At 60.2% G+C, this 26,252-nt stretch carries 18 protein-coding genes; 11 read left to right on the top strand and 7 right to left on the bottom strand.

Annotated elements, in window-relative coordinates; translation table 11 throughout:
• Positions 1–6: 6 nt before the first annotated feature.
• On the bottom strand, positions 7–1,497 hold the full coding sequence (locus tag IEX36_RS00205) for a rhamnogalacturonan acetylesterase (RefSeq protein ID WP_188757379.1): 1,491 nt from the start codon (positions 1,495–1,497) through the stop codon (positions 7–9).
• Positions 1,498–1,625: 128 nt separating this feature from the next.
• Here IEX36_RS00205 and IEX36_RS00200 point away from each other — a divergent pair, with 128 nt between their 5' ends.
• The 9 genes from IEX36_RS00200 (at position 1,626) to IEX36_RS00165 (ending at position 15,864) form a co-directional block, all read left to right on the top strand.
• Positions 1,626–3,449, top strand: a complete 1,824-nt coding sequence (locus IEX36_RS00200) for a phosphoenolpyruvate carboxykinase (GTP) (RefSeq protein WP_188757378.1) — start codon at positions 1,626–1,628, stop codon at positions 3,447–3,449.
• A 507-nt stretch (positions 3,450–3,956) separates the two neighbouring features.
• Complete coding sequence (locus IEX36_RS17595) at positions 3,957–4,082, top strand: hypothetical protein (protein ID WP_263364986.1); 126 nt, start codon at positions 3,957–3,959, stop codon at positions 4,080–4,082.
• 18 nt (positions 4,083–4,100) lie between these two features.
• Entirely contained in the window at positions 4,101–5,198 is a 1,098-nt protein-coding gene (locus IEX36_RS00195; protein WP_188757377.1) for a YeiH family protein, read from the top strand.
• A 215-nt stretch (positions 5,199–5,413) separates the two neighbouring features.
• Entirely contained in the window at positions 5,414–8,605 is a 3,192-nt protein-coding gene (locus IEX36_RS00190; RefSeq protein WP_188757376.1) for a TonB-dependent receptor, read from the top strand.
• Between the two features lie 46 nt (positions 8,606–8,651).
• Positions 8,652–10,346 carry an MFS transporter gene (locus tag IEX36_RS00185; protein ID WP_188757375.1) on the top strand — a complete coding sequence of 565 codons (1,695 nt, stop codon included), beginning with the start codon at positions 8,652–8,654 and terminating at the stop codon, positions 10,344–10,346.
• Between the two features lie 227 nt (positions 10,347–10,573).
• Positions 10,574–11,767 (top strand): acyl-CoA dehydrogenase family protein, encoded by a 1,194-nt coding sequence (locus IEX36_RS00180; protein WP_188757374.1) that lies wholly within the window; start codon positions 10,574–10,576, stop codon positions 11,765–11,767.
• A gap of 173 nt (positions 11,768–11,940) precedes the next feature.
• Complete coding sequence (locus IEX36_RS00175; protein ID WP_188757373.1) at positions 11,941–13,809, top strand: 2-oxoacid:acceptor oxidoreductase subunit alpha; 1,869 nt, start codon at positions 11,941–11,943, stop codon at positions 13,807–13,809.
• Entirely contained in the window at positions 13,810–14,868 is a 1,059-nt protein-coding gene (locus tag IEX36_RS00170; protein WP_188757372.1) for a 2-oxoacid:ferredoxin oxidoreductase subunit beta, read from the top strand.
• Positions 14,869–14,952: 84 nt separating this feature from the next.
• Positions 14,953–15,864, top strand: coding sequence for a hypothetical protein (locus IEX36_RS00165; RefSeq protein ID WP_188757371.1), 912 nt, complete (start codon positions 14,953–14,955; stop codon positions 15,862–15,864).
• Positions 15,865–15,965: 101 nt separating this feature from the next.
• Here IEX36_RS00165 and IEX36_RS00160 read toward each other — a convergent pair whose 3' ends face one another.
• The 5 genes from IEX36_RS00160 to IEX36_RS00140 all read right to left on the bottom strand — a co-directional run bounded on the left by IEX36_RS00160 (position 15,966) and on the right by IEX36_RS00140 (position 22,108).
• Complete coding sequence (locus tag IEX36_RS00160; protein ID WP_013581125.1) at positions 15,966–16,166, bottom strand: cold-shock protein; 201 nt, start codon at positions 16,164–16,166, stop codon at positions 15,966–15,968.
• Positions 16,167–16,500: 334 nt separating this feature from the next.
• Entirely contained in the window at positions 16,501–17,268 is a 768-nt protein-coding gene (cmk, locus tag IEX36_RS00155) for a (d)CMP kinase (RefSeq protein WP_188757370.1), read from the bottom strand.
• Complete coding sequence (locus tag IEX36_RS00150; protein ID WP_188757369.1) at positions 17,265–19,442, bottom strand: hypothetical protein; 2,178 nt, start codon at positions 19,440–19,442, stop codon at positions 17,265–17,267. The genes cmk and IEX36_RS00150 overlap by 4 nt, the downstream gene beginning before the upstream one ends.
• A gap of 146 nt (positions 19,443–19,588) precedes the next feature.
• Positions 19,589–21,502: a DNA mismatch repair endonuclease MutL gene (gene mutL / locus IEX36_RS00145; protein ID WP_188757368.1), complete on the bottom strand. Its 1,914-nt coding sequence runs from the start codon at positions 21,500–21,502 to the stop codon at positions 19,589–19,591.
• Positions 21,503–21,535: 33 nt separating this feature from the next.
• Positions 21,536–22,108, bottom strand: coding sequence for a hypothetical protein (locus IEX36_RS00140; protein ID WP_188757367.1), 573 nt, complete (start codon positions 22,106–22,108; stop codon positions 21,536–21,538).
• Positions 22,109–22,280: 172 nt separating this feature from the next.
• Here IEX36_RS00140 and IEX36_RS00135 point away from each other — a divergent pair, with 172 nt between their 5' ends.
• Both IEX36_RS00135 and IEX36_RS00130 read left to right on the top strand, forming a co-directional pair.
• Complete coding sequence (locus tag IEX36_RS00135) at positions 22,281–23,627, top strand: Gfo/Idh/MocA family protein (RefSeq protein WP_188757366.1); 1,347 nt, start codon at positions 22,281–22,283, stop codon at positions 23,625–23,627.
• Positions 23,620–24,654 (top strand): DUF6807 domain-containing protein, encoded by a 1,035-nt coding sequence (locus IEX36_RS00130; RefSeq protein ID WP_188757365.1) that lies wholly within the window; start codon positions 23,620–23,622, stop codon positions 24,652–24,654. Before IEX36_RS00135 ends, IEX36_RS00130 begins: the two co-directional genes overlap by 8 nt.
• A gap of 71 nt (positions 24,655–24,725) precedes the next feature.
• Here the strand turns inward: IEX36_RS00130 and pyk are convergent, their stop codons facing one another.
• The gene (gene pyk / locus IEX36_RS00125) at positions 24,726–26,207 is read right to left on the bottom strand and encodes a pyruvate kinase (protein ID WP_188757364.1); all 1,482 of its coding nucleotides are present in this window, start codon (positions 26,205–26,207) and stop codon (positions 24,726–24,728) included.
• Positions 26,208–26,252 lie beyond the last annotated feature (45 nt).

The following is a 26,252-nucleotide window of genomic DNA, read 5'->3' as shown; positions in this document are numbered from 1 at the left end:
GTCTCATCACTTCGCACTCGCGGCAGCCGGAACACCTTCGATGTCCGGCCCAAGCTCCACCTGCTCGCGCGCAAGAGTATCGGCAACCATGCGGCCAAAGACCTCCTGCCCGTGGGCATTCAAATGTGTGCGGTCGATCTTCATATGCCCGCTATTTTCTGCGCGCGCATCCGGATGGCCCGACGCATCGAACTGGTCGGCCTGCTCCTGCGTCATACCCTCCAGCAGCTTCACCGACATCGCGTTCAAATCGATGACGGCAACATTCTCTTCTTCGCCAACGTGCTTCGTCGCATCGGCATAAGCAGTCAGATCGAGCACCAGCTTGCCGTCTTTGTAGTTCCGCCGCGAAAGCGACGTGACCAGCACCGGAACTCCGCCAATCGCCTGCACATCCGCAATGTAGCGCCGCAGGTTCGCATCATACGTCGTGCCCGGATCGGTATGACGCTTCGCATCCGGCTTCTGGTCGTTGTGGCCAAACTGAATCAGGTAATAATCGCCCTTGTCCGCAAGCGCCTTTGCCCACGCGCCTTCGTCGATGAAGCTCTTCGAACTGCGTCCGTTCAGCGCCTCGTTGATGCACGTCACATTCGGAGTCACATCCGCGCAGAAGCCTTTGCCCCAACCGCCTTCTGCGTTCACCGTCGAGTCGCCCACCAACACGATCTTCACCGGACCACCGTTGATAATCGCCATCGCCTTCTCACCCGCAGGAGGAAGTTTCGCCGCCTCGGGCTGCACATATTTCTCAAGCGCAGGAACAGCCTTGCCCAGATCGACCGCCACAATCCGCCCGAAGACATACGACCCCTTCCAGTTCAGGTGCGTCTTGTCGAAGATGGTCTTGCCTTCGCTGTCCTTCTTGGTAATCGCAAGCGTGTCCGCCTCCTTCGACCCGATCCTGTCGAGATACGCGATGCTATCCGCCTGAAGATCGACGAGTGGAACATGCATCTCAGCCGCAACACGCCGCATGGTCTCCGAATGCGCCGCGAGGTCGGAGTGAATCCTGCCATCCGCGCCGAAGTAGCGCCGCGTAAGTGGAGTGACCAATACCGGCTTGATGCCCGCCGCGCGCGCCTCATCGACAAAGCGCCGCAGGTTCGCCTCGTACTCCGTCATCGTCGTCTGTCGAGGCAGCGGAGGGTTCGACGGCTCATCGTTGTGGCCGAACTGGATCAGCATGTAATCAGGCTTCGTCTCAAGCGCGCGCTGCCACAGGCCATCGGCACGATAAGTCTTCGTGCTCGCGCCGCCTTTGGCCATGTTCACGCAGTCCACCGCAGCAGTCAGGTTCGCGCAGAACCCTCGACCGTATCCAGCATTATCGGTCTGGGTCGAGTCGCCAATCAGGTCGATCCGGACAACCGTCCCCGGCTTGCGCACCGAAGCCGTTGCCGCATCGAACGCGCGCGGAGGATCGCCCTGCGCCATCGCCATCGTGCCCACCAGCACACACACCGCAACCGTCAACCTGGTCCAACCAATCGCCATGAATTTTCCCCCCGAACGAAGTCTAAATGAGGAACAGAAATGCCGAGCCAGCACTCGAACGGTAAACGCACAGACGATTGACACCTCTATCGCGGCTGGCGAACTATGGCATCCAACAAAAAGTGCCTATGAAGAACGCGACCCACACCATCGCCCCGCCCACGACGAACAAACACCTCATCCGCTGGGTCGAAAAGATGGCCGAGCTGACCCAGCCCAAACACATCCACTGGGTCGATGGTTCGCAGGCCGAGTACGACTTCCTCTGCGACCAGCTCGTCAAGGCAGGCACATTCACAAAGCTCAATCAAAAGCTCTGGCCCGGCTGCTTCCTCGCGCGCTCCAGCCCCAACGACGTAGCGCGCGTCGAAGACCGCACGTTCATCTGCTCGCTCTCGAAGGACAACGCCGGACCAACGAACAACTGGGAAGACCCTTACGTGATGCGTCGCCGGTTGAAGCAGCTCTTCCGCGGCTCCATGCGCGGCCGCACGATGTATGTGCTGCCGTACTCGATGGGTCCGACCGGCTCGCCCATGTCGCGCATCGGCGTGCAGCTCACCGACTCCGCCTACGCCGTAGTGAACATGCGCATCATGGCCCGCATCGGCCTGCCTGTCTTCGCCGAGATCGACAAGGACGAAAAGCGCGTTGTGCCGTGTATGCATTCGGTCGGCGCGCCGCTCGAACCAGGCGAGAAGGACGTCGCCTGGCCGTGCAACGAGACCAAGTACATCGTCCACTTCCCCGAGACGCGCGAGATCTGGAGCTACGGCTCCGGCTACGGCGGCAACGCGCTGTTGGGCAAGAAGTGCTTCGCCCTGCGCATCGCGTCGAACATCGCACGTGACGAAGGCTGGATGGCCGAGCACATGCTCATCCTCGGCGTCGAGTCGCCCACGCATGAGAAGACGTATGTCGCCGCGGCGTTTCCATCCGCCTGCGGCAAGACCAACTTCGCCATGATGATTCCGCCGAAAGGCTTCGAAGGCTGGAAGGTCTGGACCGTCGGCGACGACATCGCATGGATCAAGCCCGATGCGAACGGCCAGCTCCGCGCAATCAATCCCGAGTACGGCTTCTTCGGAGTCGCACCAGGCACCAGCGCGAAGACCAATCCCAACGCGATGGCCACGCTGTCGCGCAACACAATCTTCACCAACGTCGCGCTCACTCCCGAAGGCGGCGTCTGGTGGGAGGGCATGACCGACGAACCTCCCGCCGAATGCATCGACTGGCGTGGCGAAAAGTGGACGCCGGCTATCGGCAAAAAAACCGGCAAACCCGCCGCGCATCCCAACGGACGCTTCACCGCGCCAGCCAGCCAATGCCCCACCATCGACCCTGACTGGGAGAATCCCGACGGTGTGCCCATCTCCGCGATCATCTTCGGCGGACGCCGCGCCAACACGATGCCTCTGGTCTACCAGGCGTTCAACTGGTCAGGCGGCGTCTACGCAGGAGCGACGATGGGCTCGGAGACGACAGCAGCCGCGGCAGGCGCGCAAGGCAAAGTCCGCCGCGACCCCATGGCGATGCTGCCCTTCTGCGGCTACCACATGGGCGACTACTTCCGGCACTGGCTAAGAATGCAGCGTAATCTCTCCGCCACACCGCGCATCTTTCACGTCAACTGGTTCCGCAAAGATTCCGACGGCAATTTCTTGTGGCCAGGCTTCAGCGAAAACATGCGCGTGCTCAAGTGGATCGTCGACCGCGTACGCGGCCGCGCCATCGGAAAAGAATCGCCCATTGGCTGGGTGCCACACTACGAGGACATCAACTGGAAGGGTCTAGACTTTCCACGCGAGACATTCGACGAGCTTCAGCGCGTAGACCGTGCACAGTGGCGGCACGAGGTCATGGATCACGAGGAACTGTTCCTGCTCGTCCACGATCACCTGCCACCAGAGATGGTCTATGAGCGCGAACTGCTCATCTGTCGCCTTTAACCGGCCAATTTCTACAATGGGATAACCGCATGGAAGACTTCATTTTCCGGCAAAAGCTCCTTGACTCCAGGCTGCTTTTATCGTTACTTTAAACGAGTGGCAAGACTCCCTTCGGGTTGAGTCAGTCATAACGAAGTCCACCCACTTCGTTGCATTACCGGAATACCCACGCAACAGCCCCCACCGCGCTGCGTGGGTTTCCTCTTTAACGGCCCACTTTCTGAATCCTCGCCTTGACTCAAACACTCAAATCCATTAGGTTTAACTCAATGGGATTGATGCACATCGCGGCCTGTAGCTGTTGCCTTTGTTGTATGGGCGACTGTTGTTGCTGCTGCGTTGGAGCCTCCCGCACCTAAGCCACTCGAACCTGATTCGACCCTAAGCGCTTAGAGAATTTCGGAACCCACGTATCAGCGATCGACGCGATATGTGGGTTTTCCTTTGCGACCCAAGACAATCAAGACATTCACAGACAAGACATTGGAAGTACCCGAAGGAGTCATCATGTCCACTCCCATCCAACACGCTACCAACCGCCTTACGAGCCGCATCGACCTGATCGCCATTGGTCTCGGGCTGGCGCTCGCGGTGCTGGTTCGCTTCAACATCCTGCCCTCGATTCCCTTCTAAGCGACATCTACCGAGCGCATGTCCTCTCAAGCCACACTGAGCACCACCGAAGTCCAACACACCACGCCTTCGCCGGGTTTTGCTGCCCTGCTGCCGGGCGTGGCGCTCCTGTTTGGCATCGGCCTGCTCGCGAAGCTGCTTGAGGGCGCACTCGTTTTTCTGCACAACCGCTATCCGCACCTGTTCATTCCCCGCATCGAGCACGTGCTGATCGCCATTCTGCTGGGCCTCGGCATCAGCAACACCCTTGGTGTCTCCGAGCGATTCCGCTCCGGTGTTGCGACCTACGAGCTTTGGTTGAAGCTCGGCATCGTGCTGGTTGGCGCAAAGTTTCTTCTTCAGGATGTACTGCACATCGGCGGACTCTCGCTGCTGCTCGTCGCCGTCGAGCTTGTTCTTTCTCTCAGCGTGATGACGCTGCTGGGCCGCATCTTCAAATTGCCGCCGAAGCTGACTTCGCTGCTTGCCATCGGAAGCAGCATCTGCGGTGTCACCGCCATCATGGCCGCACAAGGCGCCATCGACCCCGAGGAAGAAGACACCTCCACCGCCATCGCCGCGATCCTGACGCTTGGCGCAATCGCGCTCCTGACGTTCCCTGCCATCGGCCATCTGCTGCACATGAGCCAGCAAGGCTACGGCGTCTGGGCAGGCCTCGCCGTAGACAACACCGCCGAGTCGCTCGTCACCGGCGCGCTCTACGGGCAAGACGCAGGCCGCTGGGCCATCCTCGCCAAAACGGCTCGCTCATCGTTCATAGGCTTCGTTGTACTGGGCTACGCAGTGTACTGGTCTTCGCGCGGTCTCGCGCCGGACGTGAAACACAAGGGCCTGTTCCTCTGGCAGAAGTTTCCGAAGTTCATCCTCGGCTTCATGGCGATCTCTATTCTCGCCACAGCAGGCTTCTTCACGAAGGGCCAACTGACCAGCCTGGGCAATCTCGCCAACTGGGCATTCCTTCCCGCCTTTGCCGGAGTCGGCCTGCGTACGAACCTGCGCGACCTCACAGGCCAGGGATGGCGTCCACTGATCGTCGGCATCCTCGGCGAAGTATTCATCGCGCTGGTCACGCTCGCGCTCGTTTACTGGAGCTACAACCACGGAGTCAGCCGATGATGACGACTCCATCCCAGAATCTCCCCATAAATTCTGCCTTTATCGCGCTCGCCAAGACGCGAATGCGAAGCTTCACGCCTGATCTCCAAAGCTGTTGTTGTCGCCCATAGCGAGAACCAGCCTCATCTTCCAGTAACCAGTAAAAACAATCGTCGCGAGCACTCACATTCTTTTCACGTGAGCGCCCCCCATATGTGTATTTCCAGGAGACCATCATGCCTCGCTCAGCCTTTACGCTCCGTTCCTTACTCAAAATCTCCATCGCCGAAGCCATCCTGATTGCCGCGCTCGCGCTCTTCTTTGCGCTTACCGCGGGCGCACAGGTTGTCGGCGGCACACTCTCCGGCATCGTCACCGACGCGACCGGCGCCGCGCTCGCCAACGCCACCATCACCGTCCACAACGATGAAACCGGCAATGAGCGCCACCTGACCACAGGCCCTGATGGCCGCTACTCCGCACCATCCGTGCCCGTCGGCACCTACACCATCACCGCAGCGCTCGATGGCTTCACGCCTGAGCGTCGTACCAGCATTCCGCTCACCGTAGGCCAGAGCGCACAGATCGACCTTACCCTGACTGTCGATACGGTCCAGCAGCAGGTCACCGTCCAGGACACGCCCGCGGCAGTCAACACCTCCACGCAGCAGACCTCGGGTCTCGTCGATCAGCGCCAGGTACGACAACTACCGCTGAACGGCCGCAGCTACGACCAGCTCATCACGCTGAATCCCGGCACCATCAACTACTCGGGCCAGCGCTCAGGCTCTATCGGCACGTCAAACTCGTCGGTCGGCAACATGTTCGCCATCTCGGGCCATCGCCCGCAGGACAATCTCTTCCTGCTGAACGGCATCGAGTACACCGGCGCGTCGCTCATCAATGTCACACCCGGCGGCACCAGCGGACAGCTTCTGGGCGTCGATGCCGTACGCGAGTTCAACGTCGTCACCGACACGTACTCGGCCAATTACGGCAAACGCCAGGGAGCTCAGATCTCAATCGTAACCGTATCAGGAACAAATAAGCTTCACGGCTCGGCCTATGAGTTCCTGCGCAACTCTGCGTTCGATGCCCGCAACTACTTCGACCAGGCACGCATCCCCGAGTTTCAACGCAACAACTTCGGCGCATCGCTCGGCGGGCCCATCCGCAAGGACAAGCTGCTCGCCTTCGCCAACTACGAAGGCTATCGCCAGAACCTCGGCCTCTCCGACGTGACGCTGGTGCCTGACAACGCCAGCCGCGCCGCAGCATCATCCAGCGTCCAACCGCTGCTCGCGCTCTGGCCCGTGCAAAACGGTCCCGAACTGGGCAGCGGCATTGGCATCGCGTACTCCAGCCCCGTGCAGCACATCCGCGAGGACTTCGGCACTTCGCGCGTCGACTGGAACATCAGCCCGAAGGACCTCGCCTTCGCCGTCTACACCATCGACGATTCCACCGCGAACACGCCCACGCAGAACCCGCTCTCGGCCATCGACGAAAGCCTGCGCGAACAGGTGCTGAGCCTCGAGGAGCAGCACGTCTTCTCGCCGAGCCTGCTCAACACAACGCGCTTCGGCTTCTCGCGCGCGAGCTTCTTCTTCCTTGGAACGACGCCAGTCGATCTCCCCGGCTGGGTTGAGGGCAAGCCCATCGGCGCAATCGTCATCGCTGGCTCGACGGCCTCGAACGGCTCTTCACAGATCACCGGCGCGGGCGCGAACGTCGGCTCCGACAACACGACCGCGCGCAACCTCTTCACCTTCGGCGACCACGTCTACTGGACCCGTGGCCGTCATCAGATCGAAGTCGGCGCATGGCTCCAGCGCATCCAGTCCAACGACAACCTCGCGCAGAACCAGTACGGGCAAGCGTCGTTCGCGTCGCTCGCCACGTTTCTCCAGGGCACGGTGAAGACCTTCACGGTCGTCCCCGCGCCAACTGAGCTAGGCTGGCGCTCGCTGCTGGGCGCAGGCTACGTCGAGGACACCATTCGCTTCACGCCTCGCCTTGAAGTGCGCGCCGGCTTCCGCTTCGAGTCGACCAACGGATGGAACGAAGCGCAGGACCGCGCCTCGAACTACGGCTTCACCAACGGCGTCATCGATACCAACCCAACCGTCGGCGCATCTGCCCTCACCACAAACCGCGCAAAGTTCCTGCCGGAGCCGCGCCTCGGCCTCGCATGGAACGTGCGCGGCAACGGCAAGACCGCTGTCCGCGCGGGCTTCGGGCTGCACCGCTCGCTGCTCGACACGCTTGACTACCGCCTCGACCAGTCCGCGCCCTACAACACAACACTGTCGCTCTCGAACGTTCCCGTCTCCAGCCTCAACATCACTGCATCAACCAAACCATCTGCCAGCTCGCTCGTATCGCCATCGAATGTGCAGCCCGACATCGAAACTCCATCGGTGCTCGCATGGGACCTTCAGGTTGAGCAACAGCTATCCCCGAGCACCTCACTCACCGTGGGGTACTCAGGCTCGCGCGGATACCACCAGATCCTCTCCGAAGACCAGAATGAACCCGCGACGACGATCGTGAATGGACGCATCTTCTATCCGACAACCGTGAAGGCCAATCCCCTCGTCGCCAACACCACGTCGTGGGTCTCAACCGGCATCAGCAACTACAACGCACTCATCCTCGACCTCAAGCGCAGCTACACCAACGGGCTCCAACTGCGCGCCAACTACACCTGGTCGAAGAACCTCGACGACGGCTCGGCGTGGAACACCAGTGTCAGCGCCAACACTCCGGCCTACGTCGAATATCCTGCCAATGCACACCTCGACTACGGCCCGGCGGCAACCGACGTGCGCAACCTCGTCTCCATCAACGGCTCGTGGGACCTGCCCTTTGGCCGCAGCCACCGCATCGGTTCCAACCTGAACCCAACCCTCAACCGCGCCGCCAGCGGCTGGACGCTGAGCGCCATCGCCGAGCTACAATCCGGCTTTCCATTCTCGCCACAGCTTGGCTACAACCCCACCGGCTCAGGAGACACGCGCAACCCCGTGCGGCCAGACATAAATCCAAACTTCCGCGGCAACCTCTACCCACGCACAACTCAGCAGTACTTCAACTCTGCAGCCTTCTCTGCGCCAGCCTACGGCACCGTCGGCGACCTCGGACGCGATACCCTCGTCGGCCCCGGGCTCGCAAACCTCGATCTCGCCCTGCACAAAACAACGCAGCTCAGCGAGCGTCTCCATGCGGAATTTCGCGCTGAGTTCTTCAACGTCCTCAACCACACCAACTTCTCGACCCCAAACCCGGTGGTCTTCACCTCCGGCCCGACGCAAGGCACAACAGCGAATCAGACGGCAGCAGCAGCCGTCAGCCCGACCGCCGGAGTCATCACCGCAACCGCAACCAACTCGCGCCAGATTCAACTCGGCGTGAAGCTCCTCTTCTAACCCCAACTCCTCGAAGGGCATCCGACCCCGTACACTTAACGGAGCGATGCCCTTCGAGACCCCAAACACCGGGCCACTTACGCCGCAATCGGAGAACCCCAGCGGCTTCGCGCCGCTCCGCATCCCGCTCTTCCGCGACCGTTGGATCGCCAGCACCATCTCCGGGCTCGGCACCTGGATGCAGGACACGGCCGGCACCTGGCTAATGACAGCGCTCACGCGCTCGCCGCTGCTGATCGCTCTGATGCAGACCGCCGCCAGTCTGCCCGTGCTGCTGCTTGGACTGCTTGCCGGCGCAACGGCCGATATCTTCGACCGGCGCAAGCTGCTCATCTTCTGGCAGTCATGGATGCTCGGCTCGGTCGGCATTCTCGCCGTGCTCACCTTCCTCGGCCACGTCTCGCCGTGGACGCTGCTCGCCTTCACCTTCCTGCTCAACATCGGCTCCTCGATGAACAACCCGGCGTGGCAAGCAATCGTGCCCGAGCTTGTGCCCCTGGAGCTGATCCCCGACTCCGTCTCGCTCAACGCCGCCAGCAACAACCTCGCCCGCGCCGTCGGCCCTGCACTCGGTGGCCTGCTTGTCGCAGCCTTCAAGCGCATCGACACCGGCTCAGCCTCGGTCTTCCTGCTGAACGCAGTCTCGTTCGCCGCCGTCATCTGGGTGCTGGTCAACTGGAAGCGCCAGCCGCTGTTCAAGTCCACGCTGCCGTCCGAGCGCGTCGCCGCGTCAATCCGCTCCGGCCTGCGCTACGTTCGTTATGCGCCTCAACTTCAGGCAACACTCGTCCGCACATTTACCTACACATTCTTCATCTCGGCCATCTGGTCGCTGCTAGCCGTTGTCGCCAGCCGCGATCTGCACCAAGGTGCTCTCGGCTATGGAATCCTGAACGGCTCGCTCGGCCTGGGAGCGCTCATCGCAGCAACGTCACTGCCGAAGCTGCGCCGCATGGTTGCAGCCGACACCATCATCACAACGGCCACACTCTACAACGTCATCACCCTACTTACGCTGGCGTTCGTGCATGTCGCGTGGATTATCATCATCGTGCTCATCATCTCTGGCTTTTGTTGGACCAGCACGATGTCCACGCTCAACGTCTCGGTGCAGCTCTCCGTGCCTGACTGGGTAAAAGCCCGCGCGCTCGGCACCTATCTAATGATCTTCCAGGGGGGCATGGCGCTCGGCTCTGTTCTCTGGGGCGTCATCGCCGACCGCACCTCGACGCCAATTGCCCTGACCGTCTCAGCCTGCGGACTGGTTGTGACACTTCCCATCGTCTGGCGCTTTCACATTCTGCAAGGTCCCGTCCCTGACCTGACGCCCCATATACCCGGACGACCTGCGCCTCAACTACTCACCAGCACCGATCCAACCGACGGTCCCGTCCGCATCTCCATCGAGTACCACATCTCGCCAGAGAATTACGCCGAGTTCAACCACGCCATCCATCAGCTGCGTGGCGTACGACTGCGCGACGGAGCCATCCGCTGGGGCATCTACCGCGATGCCCGCGATCCCGAGCGCTTCAACGAAACCTTCCTGATGGAGTCGTGGCTCGACTATCTCCGCTCCCGCGAGCGCGTCACCGCAGCCGACGAAGCCATCCGCGCACACGTCCGCTCACTCCACAACGGGAAGGAACCACCTGTTGCCTCCTACCAAATCTACGAAAAAGAAATCACGCCAAGTCCACACGAGAACCCGCAACTCGGCGAAGTCTCTTCATCGACCTGAAATGCTGAGTGAAGGAAAGTCACCTAAACAGACCGCGTCTTGCCGCGGACCGTGCCACCCCCAACAGACATTCTTCTGCAAGCCCCAGAGTACAGGGTCAGTTACGGCCCGCATGCTTTGCAGAGGACTCGATCACTGGTTCGAGAGAGCACAGGTACGAGATTTGCATCAACTCTTGCGAGAATGGCAACAACTTCGCACACGCAGCCGCTATAAAATGGCCGACGATGGCATTCAAATTCTCTGGCGTTGACTTTATCGAGTTCGATTCTCTGCTCTCGGAAGACGAAATCCTCGTTCGCGCGAACACACGCGCCTTCATCGAAGACAATCTGATCCCGATCATCGAGCAGTGCAATCGCGACGGACGTTTTCCACGCGAGCTGGTACGCCCGATGGGCGAGCTTGGCTTCTATGGCGCGACGCTTGAAGGCTACGGCTGCGCGGGCATGAACAACGTCGAATACGGCCTGATGACGCAGGAACTCGAGCGCGGGGACTCCGGCATTCGCAGCTTCGTCAGCGTGCAGTCGGCGCTGGTGATGTACCCGATCTACACCTTCGGCTCTGACGAGCAGAAGAACTTCTGGCTGCCCAAGATGGCCACCGGCGAAAAGCTCGGCTGCTTCGGCCTGACCGAGCCCGACTTCGGCTCGAACCCCGGCGGAATGCGCACCCGCGCCCGCAAAGACGGCGACGACTACATCCTGAACGGCGAAAAGATGTGGATCACCTCCGGCAGCCTGGCCGATGTCGCCGTCATCTGGGCGAAGGTCGAAGAGCCAGGCATTCCGCAGGAGAACTGGCGCGTGCGCGGCTTCCTGGTCGAAACCGACAGGCCGGGCTTCTCCGCCAGCGACGTTCACGGCAAGTGGTCTCTCAGAGCTTCAGTGACGTCCGGGCTTTCGATGCAGGATGTCCGCGTACCTGCATCGAACGTGCTGCCGAAGTCTGACGGGCTCAAATCACCGCTGATGTGCCTGAGCCAGGCCCGCTACGGCATCGGCTGGGGCGCAATCGGCGCGGCGATGGCCTGCTACGACGTGGCGCTGCAATATGCCAAGCAGCGCAAGCAGTTCCGCGGACAGCCCATCGCCAGCCACCAGCTCGTGCAGGAAAAACTTGCGTGGATGGTCACGGAGATCACGAAAGCTCAACTGCTCTCCCTGCAGGTCGGACGCCTCAAAGACAAGGGCAAGGTCGAGTTCCAGCACATCTCCATGGCCAAGAAGAATAACGTCTGGATGGCGCTCGAGTGCGCGCGCATGGCACGCGACATTCTTGGCGCAAACGGCATCGCCGACGACTACCCGATCATGCGCCACATGATGAACCTCGAGTCCGTGAAAACCTATGAAGGCACACACGATATCCACACCCTGATCGTGGGTCAAAGCATCACCGGCATCGCGGCATTCTGAGCAACATTTTTGCGTCATGAAGACCCCGCAAGTTGCACCCACGAAAGGTGTACGCCGAATCAAAGCCGATAATCGCCCGATGTGGCCGCAGATACGCCAAACGGCGTAAAGTGGATAGGGTAAGAGATTCGTTTGTGGGGCGGAAAACGTCTCACCAAAGGGGAGTACAACACATGGCGACAGAAGACGTCGCGCTGGCTGGCGCAGAGGGTGGAACGCTGGCCAAACCAGACGCGCAACAACGGGCTTCCGAAAAAAGCATCGTAAACGACCTCAGCATTCAGATTGCGACCGTCAACGGTTCCGGTTCGCAGTCAGCCAATTCAGTTCTGCTCAAGTCGATCTTCCGGATGGGTGTTCCGGTCAGCGGCAAGAACCTCTTTCCTTCCAACATCGCGGGCCTGCCGACGTGGTACACCATCCGCGCCAGCAAAGACGGCTATGTCGCGCGCAAGAAGGAGATCGACGTTCTGGTCGCGATGAACCCGGAAACGTCGAAGGAAGACATGCTCTCGCTGCCTGCGGGCGCGGCAGCAGTTTATGAAGAGTCCGCCGACCTGAAGCAGTTCCGCTCAGACATTGCCTGTTATCCGGTACCGTTCGACAAGCTGACCGCAGCGGTCTGTCCCGAAGCCAAGCTCCGCAAGCTGGTCAAGAACATGGTCTACGTGGGCGTTACCGCCCAGTTGCTCAAGCTCGACATGACCGCCGTCGAAGCCGCCCTGCGCAAGCAGTTCGCCAAGAAGGTGAAGGCCGCCGATCTGAATTGGGCTGCCGTGCAGGCCGGCTACGAGTACGCCGCCGCCAACTTCACCAAGCATGACCCGTTCGTGATCGAGCCCATGCACGAGACCGAAGGCAAGATCATCATCGACGGCAACGCCGCTGCGGCGCTGGGCTGCATCTTCGCCGGCTGCACTGTGGCGATGTGGTATCCGATTACGCCGTCCTCATCGCTGGTCGAAAACTTCATCGAGTACGCCAAGCGCTACCGCATCGAGCCGGACGGCAAGGCGACCTTCGCCATCGTCCAGGCCGAGGACGAGCTGGCCGCAATCGGTGCCGTACTCGGCGCTGGCTGGGCTGGCGCACGCTCCATGACAGCAACCTCAGGTCCCGGCATCTCGCTGATGGCGGAGTTCGCAGGACTCGGCTACTACGCCGAGCTCCCCGGCGTCATCTTCGACGTGCAGCGAACCGGCCCCTCCACCGGCATGCCGACGCGCAACCAGCAGGGTGATCTGCTCTCCGTCGCATTCCTCTCGCACGGCGACACCAAGCATGTCTTCCTGCTTCCCGCCAACGTGAAAGAGTGCTTCGAGATGGCGCAGGCCGCCTTCGATCTCACCGAGCAGTTGCAGACGCCGGTCTTCGTGCTGTCGGACCTCGACCTCGGCATGAACAACTGGATGTCTGAGCCATTCAACTATCCCGACAAGCCGCTCAACCGCGGCAAGGTGCTCAGTGCCGAAGAACTCTCCAAACTCGGCGGCTTCGCTCGCTACAAGGACGTAGACGGTGACGGCGTAGGCTACCGCACGCTGCCCGGCACAGACCATCCGCTGGCTGCCTACTTCACACGCGGCTCCGGCCACAACGAGAAGGCGCAGTACACCGAGCGGCCCGACGACTACATCAACAACATGGAGAGGCTCTCGAAGAAGTTCGAGACTGCACGCTCGCTGGTTCCGCGCCCCGAAGTCGTCCAGACCGGCAAGGCCAAGATCGGCCTGATCGCCTTCGGCACCTCCGACTTCGCAACGCTCGAAAGCCGCGACCAGTTGCGCAACGAGTACAAGGTCGAAACCGACTACCTGCGTATCCGCGCGTATCCGTTCTCGCGCGAGGTGCACGACTTTGTTGCCTCGCACGACCGCATCTACGTCATCGAGCAGAACCGCGACGCGCAGATGCTGAGCCTGATCAAACTCGATATCAAAGCGGAAGAAGTTGTGAAGCTGCGCAGCATCCGCAACTTCAACGGGCTGCCGATTGACGCGCGCTCGATCACCGACGAACTCGTCACGCAGGAAGGAATATAAATGGCGACGACTCCTGTTACCTCTGAAGCACCAAAGCCGGCGGCAAAGACCAACCGCCTCGGCCTGCAGGTGCTCGACTACCGCGGCGGCAAGACAACACTCTGCGCCGGCTGCGGCCACAACGCAATCTCCGAGCGCATCATCGATGCCTACTACGAGATGGGCGTGAAGCCCGAGCGCGTCATGAAGCTCTCCGGCATCGGCTGCTCGTCGAAGAGCCCGGCCTACTTCATGAGCCGCTCCCACTCGTTCAACAGCGTCCACGGCAGAATGCCTTCGGTTGCGACCGGAGCCATTCTTGCCAACAGCACCATGGACGCAATCGGCGTCAGCGGCGACGGCGACACCGCCTCGATCGGCATGGGCCAGTTCGTCCACCTGCTCCGCCGCAATGTTCCGCTGATCTACATCATCGAAGACAACGGCGTCTACGGCCTCACTAAGGGCCAGTTCTCCGCGACGGCCGACATCGGCTCGAAGCTCAAGACCGGCGTCATCAACGACCTGCCCGCCATCGACATCTGCGCACTGGCCATCCAGCTCGGCGCAACATTCGTGGCCCGCTCGTTCTCCGGCGACAAAAAGCAGTTGGTCACGATGCTGAAGGCGGCCATCGCGCACAAAGGCACCGTCGTGCTCGATGTCATCTCGCCCTGCGTCACCTTCAACGACCACGAAGGCTCGACCAAGAGCTACAAGTACATGCAGGAGCACGACGAGGTCATCTCCGAGATCGGCTTCGTGCCGCACTTCCAGGAGATCGACGTCGAGTACGATCCAGGCACGACGATCGACGTCCAGATGCACGACGGCAGCCACATGCGCCTGCGCAAGCTGCACGAGAACTTCGACCCAACCGACCGCGTCAACGCTGTCTCGGCTCTGATGACAGCACACCAGAACAACGAAGTGCTCACCGGCGTCTTCTACATCGACACAGAGAAGCCCAGCTTCACCGAGCTTCTGAACCTGGTAGACGAACCGCTCGCCACGCTGCCCGACTCGCGCGTACGCCCCGGCAAAGCAGCACTGGAAGACGTGATGCAGCGCCTCATGTAGGCTCAAACCTCATTCAACTCAATGATGGCCCCGGTCAATCCTCCGGGGCCATCGTCGTCTGCCAGAGGCACTATGCTTACAAATATGAAGAGAGTCGCGCGCAGTGCGGTGCTACTGACTCTGGCGCTCTGCTGGCCAGTGACGGGTGCCCTGGCGCAAACACAACATACCGCGAATCAACCGGCATCCGCTGCGGAAGACACGCGTCCTCTGCCTGATATTCCCACGCTAATGCATGAGGTCGAGGCCAGGCAGAAGACCGCCGAGGCCATCCAGAAGAACTATATCTACCACTCGACCGTCACCGAGCAGGAATCGGACGGCCACAATGGCATCAGGAAGACCGAGACACGCGGGTACGACGTCTTCTGGGTTGAGGGAGTCGAGGTCTCCCGCCTGACGAAGAAAGACGGAAAAGACCTAAGCGCAAAAGAGCAGCAGAAAGAAAACAACAGGCTCAATAAAGAGATTGCCAAAGCCAAAAAGAAGCGTGAGGAGGCCGAACAGCAAGGCAAGTCAACCGATCCTCGTGGTAATGATGAGATTACGGTGTCACGCATCCTTGAGCTTGGCAGCTTCAGTAATCCGCGTCGGATAAAACTAAACGGGCGCGACACGATTGTGGTCGATTACACAGGAGACCCGAAAGCAAAGACCAAAAACAGAGCCGAGACGGTCTTCCGCGATCTGGTCGGAACGGTCTGGGTGGACGAACAGGACCACGTACTGGTGAAGGCCGAGGGGCACTTCGTCAATGCGTTCAAGATTGGCGCCGGACTAGTCATCAACATCCATAAAGGCACCAGCTTCAGCATGGCCCAGACCAAGATCAACAACGAGGTATGGCTGCCGGAGATGTTCGAGGGGCAGGGTGAAGCGCGAATGCTTCTGCTCTTCAACTTCAAGGGCACGGTGCGAATGGTCAACTCGGACTATCGCAAGTTCCGAACCACCTCGACGATACTGCCGGAGATGGGTATCCCCTCGCAACCGTGAGCTCAAACGAAATAAGCGCCGATTGCAGGTTAAATGCGCATAGGGACAGCCATAGCCATCCCTAGCGCCAAACCTGGGTGATGCCTTTCGCTTACCGGAACTTAGAGAGGCTGGACGTCAGATGCCTGCCAACCCTTGGGTCCCTTCACCACGTTGAACTGCACTGCCTGGCCTTCCTGAAGGCTCTTGAAGCCGTTGGAGTTGATCGCCGAGTAGTGCACAAACACATCCTCGCCGTTCTGACGGCTGATAAAGCCAAACCCCTTGGCATCGTTGAACCACTTTACTGTTCCCTGTTCCATGTTCGTTATTTCCTTGTTGTTGCTGATGAATTTCCGCTAGATCCAAATCGGGGTTCGTACAGTGAAGCAATTGCGAAAACCAACTTGTTTCAAACGATGTGTGAAGGTTAGCACAGAAAGCATTTTTTTTTGGGAATTAGTTGAGATTGCACAATTTATAGTGCAATCCGAGGAGAAACTTACGGAAAACCGAGGGACTTACGAGCTTTCAAAAATTGAAAGCAAGGTGAGCTGCCCTGATTTGGCGCGTATTGTTGCCCATCTCACATAGAGAAGGGCGGTGTTCTTCATTTGTGAATTCACTTGAGCGCTGGATACTTTGATTTCGCGGCAGTTATGACAAAGGCGGCAGGTGTGAGCGAACGATCTCTTCCGCCCGTCCCAGAACCTCATCAAGCGTCATCGCAGTCGAATCAAGGATCACGGCGTCAGTCGCCGGTTGAAGCGGCGATTGGGCCCGGTGACGGTCGCGATAGTCCCGCTCCTTCAGCTCACGCAGGATGGCCTCTTGCGCCTGGCGTTGCTCTGCAGTAAGTGCAGGGCTAGCCGTTCGCTCTGAGTTCCCATTGGATGGATTGGCGAATGTCTGGCGATAGCGCCGGTTGCCGCGAACTTCAGGTGCAGCATCAAGAAAGATCTTCACCTCAGCATCGGGAAAAACCGCCGTTCCGATATCTCGGCCTTCCATCACCACGCCCCCCGCTGCCCCCAGGGTGCGCTGCTGACGCACCATCCACGCGCGAACTTGCGGATGGACAGAGACTTTCGAGGCAGCAGCAGTAACATCGGCTTCGCGTACACGCCGCGAGACATCGGCTCCATCCAGCAGAACGCGATTACCTTCAAGCTGCGGCTCCAGCGTGATCGTAGTCCCCTCGGCCAACGCAAGCAGAGGCGCCTCTTCATCAAAGGAAAGATCGTTTTCGATGGCTTTGAGCGCAAGCGCCCTATACATGGCCCCAGTTTCAAGGTTAAGAAAGTCGAACCGCCGCGCAAGATGTGCAGCCAGAGTACTTTTGCCCGCGCCCGCCGGGCCGTCAATGGCGATGACAGGCCGTTGGCGTCTCTGCCTGGAACTGTCTATCGTGCTCGGCTCGCTCATTCGGCAGACTCACCTTTCCCCGGTTTGAATTTACGCTCAGGCGGCCGTTTACCAAAGGGCTTTTTCCCACCCCTAGGTTTTCCCTTGAAGAATGGAGCCGATGACCCAGGCTTACCCGTACGAGGTCCTGATGTCTTGCCGAAGGGCTTCTTGCCACCGAACTTCTTCGGCTTACCCGCGCGATCCTCAAATGGTTTGCCAAAGCCTTTCGCCTTATCGCGGCCACCCTCGAATGGCTTGCCTTCAAACTTTCTGGGCTTGAAGTCTCTGCGCTTTTCTTCGCGCTGTCCAACATCTGAGCCTTCGCTGCTCCGTGGCTTCAATGAGAAAGGTCGCGGCTTACGCGGCGCATCGAACTTGCGGAAGCGTGGCTGCTCTGAGCGCTCGCCCTGCTCCTCACGCCGGAAACCCTCGGTTCGCGAAAAATCCCGTCGCGGGGTAGGACGGCTGCCATCCTGCCGCGGCTTGCGATCAAACGAAGGCCTGTCTTCACGCGACGATCTGCCTGCAAATTTTGGCTTGCGATCAAATGACGGCTTACCTTCACGCGACGGTTTGCCCGCAAATGGCGGCTTGCGGCCAAACGAACCTTTACCCTCACGCGGCGGCCGATCTTCAAACTTCGGCTTGCGACCAAATGACGGCTTACCCTCTCGCGGCGGCCTGTCTGCGAATTTTGGCTTGCGATCAAATGACGGCCTATCTTCACGCGACGGTTTGCCCGCAAATGGCGGCTTGCGGCCAAACGAAGGCTTACCCTCACGTGGCGGCCTGTCTGCAAATTTCGGCCTACGATCAAACGATGGCTTTCCGCTGGCCGATGACCGATCTCCATACGCCGGCTTACGACCAAACGATGGCTTACGGTCAAAGCGCGGACGCTTCTCTTCTCCTTTAAACTCACGCTGCTCGCGCTTGAAACCCTCGCGCGACGCAGGCTGCGCCGCATCACCGGTCTCTGCCTGCTCATCCAGCATCTTGTAATACGACTTCGGGCGGCGAACATCTTCCTCACGCTTCGGACGCCGCTTCTCTTCCTCCCACGGCTTCGTGAAGTTCGACGCATCGCGGCGGAATGGACGGCGCTCGCGCTCCTCAGGTCTCGCAGTCTGCGCTGGCCGCGGCCTCGCTACAAATCCTGTCCCAGTCTTCCGTGGTTTCGGAACAAACTTCGAGATGCGCTCGCCTGCCTCGGCCGAATCTCCCGCCGCTTCCGCTGCCACAGCGATCATCTCGACAGGCTCAACGGCTGGAATCTCCGCTGCGATGAACTGCGGTGTCTCTCCTGTTACATGCAGCAGCGTGCGGCCTTCAATCACCAGCGTCTCAAGCTGACGTGCTGCAACCAGCGCATGAACAACTTCGCGAATACGCGAGCGCGCAGCCAGCGGCGAAAGAAATACCTCAATCTCGTCTTCGGTCGCAGCAAGTGCCTGGCCGAGGTAGAGCGTAATCAACGCAGAGAGCGCCGTAGGCTGCCCCGCATTGACTCCCGCCTTGATCTGTTTCGTAAAGCGTGTCGTCGCAAGCTCCCACTGCGTCGGCGCACCATCGGGCTGCAGAATAGGCAGCACACGCAGATGCTGCCAAAGCTCCGTCAACGCGCGCAAAACAGCCGCCTCGGTCACTTCTTTGCCGAGCAGCGTCGTGAGATCGTAACTGGTCAGAGAGATCTTTTCCGCAAGCAGGTTATACGTCGCCAGCGCCAGCGGTGAGACCTTAGTTGCCCCGCTGATCGCAGGAGGCTGCTTCCACATCTTGTCTCCGCGCAGCGTGAAAATGTACGGGAACGCAGCGGCTGAAACGACAAAGTCAGGCGTATCCGTACCCGCACCCGTATGGCTGCCCAGCAAATTCAACGGCACTGCTGCGCCATCGGCGATCAGACGCACCAGCAGGCTCCGTGCATGCTCCATATCCCCCGACGTAGGTGTGGCCTGCGCAGAGCCCAGCGTAGCCTCGACTAAAGATGGCGCAGGCGCAGGTAATTGCGTCGTCCGTGGCGTAAACAGCACCAGGCCGGATGCATGCAGCCAGTCGCGCAGCATATTGATCGTCAGGATGGGCTTCGCATCCTGGTGCCAGTGCGCAAGGCGCGTAGAGACCAGTTGGCTGGCCGTGGGAGTGCTCGGGTTACTCAAGGTGTTGCCTTCCTGCTGGAGGTGCGTCCGCACACAACAGCCCTCTCACGCCTGGGCCTGAGAGCGTTCAATCTCTGGACTTCATTCGAAGGATGCGCGACACGTCATACGCGCTCGATGTCCTGCTTCAAGGATACCAGCAACTAAGGTGAGAGAGAGCCAGGCACAGCGCAGTCCCGTCAAATGCGATGAAAAGCACGCTGAATATCTTTATGCGAATAACGCAAAGCAATCGGACGACCGTGCGGACAACTGGTCGGATGCTCCGTCTTCGCCAGCTCTCGCAGCAGCCAATCGACCTTGGTCGGTTCCAGCGGCGTATTGATCTTGATCGCTGCATGACACGCAATGCTGGCGGCGATGCGATGGCGGCGCGCCTCTGCGTTCTCCGCCTGCTGCTCACGGTCCGGCACGCCGAGCACCTCCTCCAGCATCCGCTCCATCTCGCGCCCTTCAAGCCCCACCGGAGCAGCCTTGATCGCGATCGTGTGCGGTCCGAACGGCTCAGCCTCGAAGCCATTGCGCTCCAGCTCATCGGCCAGCCGCGCAAACGAGATCATCTGCGCGGGCAGCAGATCGACCAGCACGGGCATCAACAGCCGCTGACGCTGCACTTTCTCCACCTCGCGCTCACGGAGAATCTTTTCAAAGAGCACACGCTCATGCGCAACATGCTGATCCACAATCCAAAGCCCCTCATCGTTCACCGCAAGAATGAACGAATCGCGAAGTTGACCCAGCGGCTTGAGCGTCGCCAGCGCATTCAGCGTCTCACCTTCATCCGGAGACGGAGCCGCATCATACCCAACAGGAATCTGCGTCTCAGGAAACGCAATGCGTCCCGGTGATTCAGGGACAATCGAAGCGGCAAGATCGAAGCTATCCCCATCCTCAGCCGCGAACGCCTGCTGAGGCAGGTTCGGATCAAAGACTGGCGGCTCAGGCCCGCCAGGCAGCGGACTCACATCGAGCATCAGCGAAGCGCTGGCATGCGGTGAATTGTGCAGCGCCGTCGCGAAGCTGGCCACGGGTCGCGCCTCCATCAACGTGGCGCGCACCGTATCGCGCACAAAGTCATGCACAAAGGTGGACTGGCGAAACCGTACCTCGGTCTTGGCCGGATGCACATTCACATCCACCTCCTGCGCGGGCATCTCCAGAAACAGCAGCACCACAGGAAACGAAGTCGGCGGAATGATATTGCGGTACGCCTCCGTCAGCGCGTGCAGAATCAGCTTGTCGCGCACCAGTCGCCGATTCACAAAGATATAGATCGAGTTGCGATTGAGCTTCTGCAACTCTGGCTTCGAGACAAATCCGGTAATCCGCAGATATCCCGGATCAGGTGGCGTGTAATCCTCGTCACGCTTCCACGGCGGAGGCTCCGGCACACCAGCGCGCGTGAAGTCCATCTCCGCCGTAACAGAGATCATCGCATTCGCCGCATCTTTTCCGAATATCTGAAACAGCCGGTCGGCAGCAGTAGCAACCGACGGCGCAATCAGCAAGGCCTGCGTCGCGCTGTGCAGCTCAAAGTGCTTCTCCGGATGCGCAAGCGCGTAGTGCGTCACCAGGGCAGCAATGTGCGCCAGCTCCGTCTGCTCAGCCTTCAGAAACTTGCGCCGCGCAGGTGTATTGAAGAAGAGATCGCGGATAGCGATCGTCGTCCCCACAGGCAGGCCCGCATCGTCAACGCGGATGATCTTGCCACCGGCAATATCGACCAGCGTTCCGGAAGCCTCCTCCGCCAGCCGCGTCTCCAGCAGCAGCCGCGAGACGCTCGCAATGCTGGGCAAAGCCTCGCCGCGAAAACCAAGCGTCGCAATCGAGAGCAAATCGTCCGAAGTCCGCAGCTTCGAAGTAGCGTGGCGCTCGAAGGCTAGCAACGCGTCATCCTTGCCCATGCCGTGGCCATTGTCGACGATGCGGATGAGCTTCCGCCCACCGCCCTCGACCTCCACGCGAATCCGTGTCGCCTGCGCGTCGAGCGAGTTTTCCAGCAGCTCCTTAACCACCGAGGCAGGCCGTTCTACGACCTCACCTGCAGCGATCTGATTCGCCACAACATCAGACAGAACACGGATACGGCCCATCTGACGATTGTAGCCGCATCCTCGCAGCCGGAATTACGCCTCCGGCTGGTGAACTTTGCTGGAAAACCGCGGCGAATTCATCCGGTAGAGCAGGCCGATGCTCAGAAACAGCCCCGTCCCGAAGAGAAACAGAGAAGCAGGCTCCGAAACTGGAGCGGATGAGGAAGCGGCAAGGTTCTCCGGCCTGGCCGAAATCGTCCCGAAAGAAGCAATGCCGTCGTCAATATTGAAGAAGCCATAAACATTCGTCGTGTCGAGCATAAACAACGTGCGGTCGCTGCCAACCAGCGCAGAATAGACAATGTCATCGAGTTGCCCATCGATGAAGCGCACTATCGTGTCGCCAGTATTTTCCGCCATCGTAAACGTCTCGCCATCCATAGCGAACGACACATCCTGCAGCGTGCCTGCACGTTCGGAATAGACCGAGACCCCATTCGCCGACGGCGCGCTGGCCAGCGTCAGTACGCCCGTACCACCCCAGGACGAGTACAGGTCCGGCGTTAACGTGAGCGCATAAGTAAAAGGGGTGGCGCTGAGCGTCACTGGAGCAAAAAGCGCAACCAACGCAGCGCATGCAATGAGGAAGAGGGTCTTCAAGGACATATAACGCGCCTATCGGCCGGAAAACGAAGAAACCTGAGAAGCCCAGACGATAAATCTTCAAAATATTGGCCAGACCTCTTTTTGCTCGTGTACACTTCGTTCGCACATCGAACATGTTTCTTCTAGCAATTCCAAACAAGACGTAGGACCAACACAGGAGGAAGAGCGACCCATGGCACTGGATGCAAACCGCAGGGACTTCTTGAAGATGGGCGGAGCGGCGCTGGCTGCCGCTTCGATGGACGCACGCAGCTACGCCAAAGTCGTTGGCGCAAACGACCGTGTCCAGGTGGGCGTCGTGGGCTGCGGAGACCGCATGAAGGGCGCGCTGATCCCCGCCTTCCTGCAGAACTCGAAGGACCTGAACTTCGAGCTCGTCGCCGTCTCCGACATCTGGAATCGCCGCCGCGAAGAGGGCGCAGCTTACATCCAGAAACTCAGCGGCAGCGCCGTAACGCCCGTCCGCAACAACGACGAGCTCTACGCCCGCAAGGACGTCGACGCGGTGCTCGTCGCCACGGCAGACTTCCAACACGCCATGCACGGCACCGAGGCCGTCAACGCCGGTCGTGATGCCTACGTCGAAAAGCCAACCGCCCACACCATGGAAGACGCGCGCACATTCCGCGCAGCCGTCCACAAAACAGGCAGGATCGTGCAGGTCGGCACACAGCGCCGCAGCACTCCCAGCTACCAGAAAGCCTACGAGTACATCCAGTCCGGCAAGTTCGGCGACATCGTCATGGTGGAGATGACCTGGAACGTCAACCAGCCCGGCCGCTGGCGCCGTCCCGATGTCGTCCCCCTTCTCAAAGAAGCAGACACCGACTGGAAGCGCTACCTGATGAACCGTCCGTATGAGCCATTCAACGCGCGGAAGTACCTCGAGTTCCGCCTCTTCTGGCCATACTCCTCAGGCATCCCCGACCAGTGGCTCGTCCACCAGATCGACACCGTGCACTGGTTCACCGGCCTGCCCCACCCGCGCAGCGTCGTCGCCAACGGCGGCATCTATCTCTGGAAAGACGGCCGCCACAACTGGGACACGATGACCGCGGTCTTCGACTACGGCCCGCTCGACGACCTCTCGAAGGGATTTCAAGTCCAGTACACCTCCCGGTTCACCAACTCGGCCGGCGGCGTGAAAGAGCTCTACTACTCCAACGGCGGCATGCTCGACATGTCGAAGCAGGCCGTCACTCCAACCGGCGGCCTCACCGCAAGGTCCGCTGCGGAGATGCACATGCAGCCCAACCTGCTCGAAAGCTTCTCGCTGCTCGAAAAAACCGAGGCTGTCTCAACCGACGCCAACACCCACGCCGACCCCGAAACCTCAGCCAACATGCGCAACTGGATGGAGTGCGTCCGCTCGCGCAAGACGCCGAACGCCAGCATCGAAGCAGGCTACAGCCACTCCATCGCGCTCTGCATGAACATCGCGGCCATCCAGACCGGTGAGAAGGTGACGTTCGACGACAAGACGCAGCAGGTGCTCGTAGGAGGCAAGGTCCATGCGTAGTCTGCTTCTCTGCTGCCTGGTTGCTGGCTTCGGACTGGGCAGCAGCCTCATCGCCAAGGCCGCGAGTGGCGTGCAGGTCGTCTCAGACGAAGCACACCAGCGCGTCGACATCACCATCGACGGCAAGCCATTCACCTCGCTCATCTGGCCCACCATACTCAAAAAGCCGGTGCTCTATCCGTTAATCTCGTCCGACGGCGTCACCGTCACCCGCGGCTATCCGCTCGAACCGCGCCCCGGCGAGCGCACCGACCATCCTCACCACGCAGGCATGTGGTTCAACTACGGCAACGTCAACGGCTTCGACTTCTGGAACAACTCCGACGCAATCCCCGCCGCGAGACGTCCCAAGATGGGCACAATCCACTTCCTGAAGATCGTCTCCGCAAAGAGCGGCGCTGACGAAGGCGTGCTCGTCGTCGATTCCGTATGGACCGCAGGCAATGGCCAAAACCTGCTCAACGAAACAACGCGCTACGTCTTCCGCCGCAAAGGCGACGAGCGCATCATCGACCGCACCACCACGCTGACCGCGCTCGACCACGTCGTCTTCAACGACGACAAAGAGGGCGTGCTCGGCATCCGCGTGGCACACTTCCTCGAATCCCCGACCGAGAAGGGTGGCACCTTCACCGACGCAAACGGACACGAGACAAAGGTGTCGTCAACGATGCCCGGCGCAACCGGCGTCTACCTGACCAGCGAAGGCGTCAAAGGCGATGCGGTCTGGTCCACGCGCGGCCGCTGGTGTCTGCTGACCGGCCACACCGGCGATCACGTCGAGACCATCGCCATCCTCGACCACACCGGCAACCCCGGCTACCCAACCTACTGGCACGCACGCGGCTACGGCCTGTTCGCAGCCAATCCCCTAGGCCGAAGCATCTTCGACAAAAACGCCCAGCCATTCAACTTCTCGTTGAACAAGGGCCAAAGCACAACGTTCCGTTACCGCGTCATTCTGCTCCCACGCGCAGCCAGCGCCGAAGAGATGAACCACGCATCCGACGCATTCAACGCAAAGTAAACCTCACCAAACACAAAGAACCCCACCAGCATCCAGCAGGTGGGGTTCTCCGCTTCAGTGGCTTCGAAGGCCTATTTCTTCTTGGCCGGCTTCTTCTTCGGTGCAGCCTTGGTCTCCGTATCGCGATCACCAACAGTATGCAGACGCATGAAGTTCGTCGCGCCCGACTTCGTGCGCGTTCCCGCAACGATGCCAAGAATCTGCTTCTGCTGAATATGGCCGTGGCTCTCAAGAATCTCCTCAGCCATATCGACGAGCTTGTCGGTGTCCTGGAAACGCCCGCACAGAATCGGATACGTCCCCCACAGCAGCATCGAGCGGTTGATGACCGACTCAAACGGCGACAGCGCAACGATCGGCGGGTCAGGGTGATACTTCGAGAGCAGCCGCGCCGTAGCGCCAGTCTCTGTAAAGATCGCGATAGCCGCAACATCCAGATCATCCGCCGCATGCGACATGCACTCGCAGATCGTCTCCGCAATCGACAGCCGCACGCTCGGCATATGCCGTGTACCCGGCCGCGAGTCCATGCGAATCTGGTGCTCCGTCTCGGTCACAATCCGCGCCATCATCGCAACCGACTCCACCGGATACTTACCCGCAGCCGACTCCGCCGAGAGCATCACCGCGTCCGTGCCGTCGTAGACGGCATTCGCCACGTCCGACGCCTCCGCGCGCGTGGGCCGCGGATTCTCAATCATCGACTCAAGCATCTGCGTCGCCGTAATCACCGGCTTGCGATACTCCGCCGCGCGCCGAATGATCGCCTTCTGGATCGCAGGTACCTTCTCCGGCGGAACCTCAACACCCAGATCGCCACGCGCCACCATGATCGCATCCGTCACTTCAAGAATCGAATCCAGGTGCTCCACCGCCTGCGGCTTTTCGAGCTTCGCTACAACCCATGCATCGGACTTGAGCGCGGCCAGGCGGCTCTTCACATGGCGAACATCATCCGCGGTCCGCACAAACGATACGGCAACCGTATCCACGCCCTGCCCAACGGCGAACTCAAGATCTTCTTCATCCTTTTCCGTCAGCGACGGCACCTTCACCGGAATGCCCGGCAGATTGATGCCCTTGTTCTCGCCCAGCATGCCGCCATTGATGATGTCGCAGACCACATTCTTGCCTTGAATCGAGTGCACGCGCAGCTCAATCAGTCCGTCTGAGAGCAGAATGCGCGACCCTGGCTCCAGGTTCTCAGCCAGCGTCTTGAACGTCGTGCCAACCATCTCCGCCGTGCCTTCAATCTCGCGCGGCGTAATCGTCAGCAGCTTGCCCGCGACCAGTTGCACGGGCTTATGGCCCTTCAGCTTGCCCGTGCGAATCTTCGGCCCCTGCAGGTCGGCAAGAATACAGATAGGCTTGCCTTCCTCGCGCGAAACCTGGCGAACCATGCGGATTAGTTCAGCCTTCTGCGCGTGCGTGCCATGCGAGAAGTTCAGCCGTGCCACGTCCAGTCCGGCGCGAACCAGTTGCCGGAAGACTTCAACCGAGCTACAGGCAGGCCCAAGCGTGCCAACAATCTTGGCGCGGCGAACACGGTGCATTCCAGAAAGAGGGGCTTCAGATTTTATCGATGTCTTTTCGGTATT

It is taken from the genome of Edaphobacter acidisoli, from assembly GCF_014642855.1.
In the GTDB taxonomy this organism is placed as follows: Bacteria; Acidobacteriota; Terriglobia; order Terriglobales; family Acidobacteriaceae; genus Edaphobacter; species Edaphobacter acidisoli.
The sequence above is the reverse complement of the archived record's forward strand: the minus strand, read 5'-3'. Positions and strand labels throughout refer to the sequence as shown.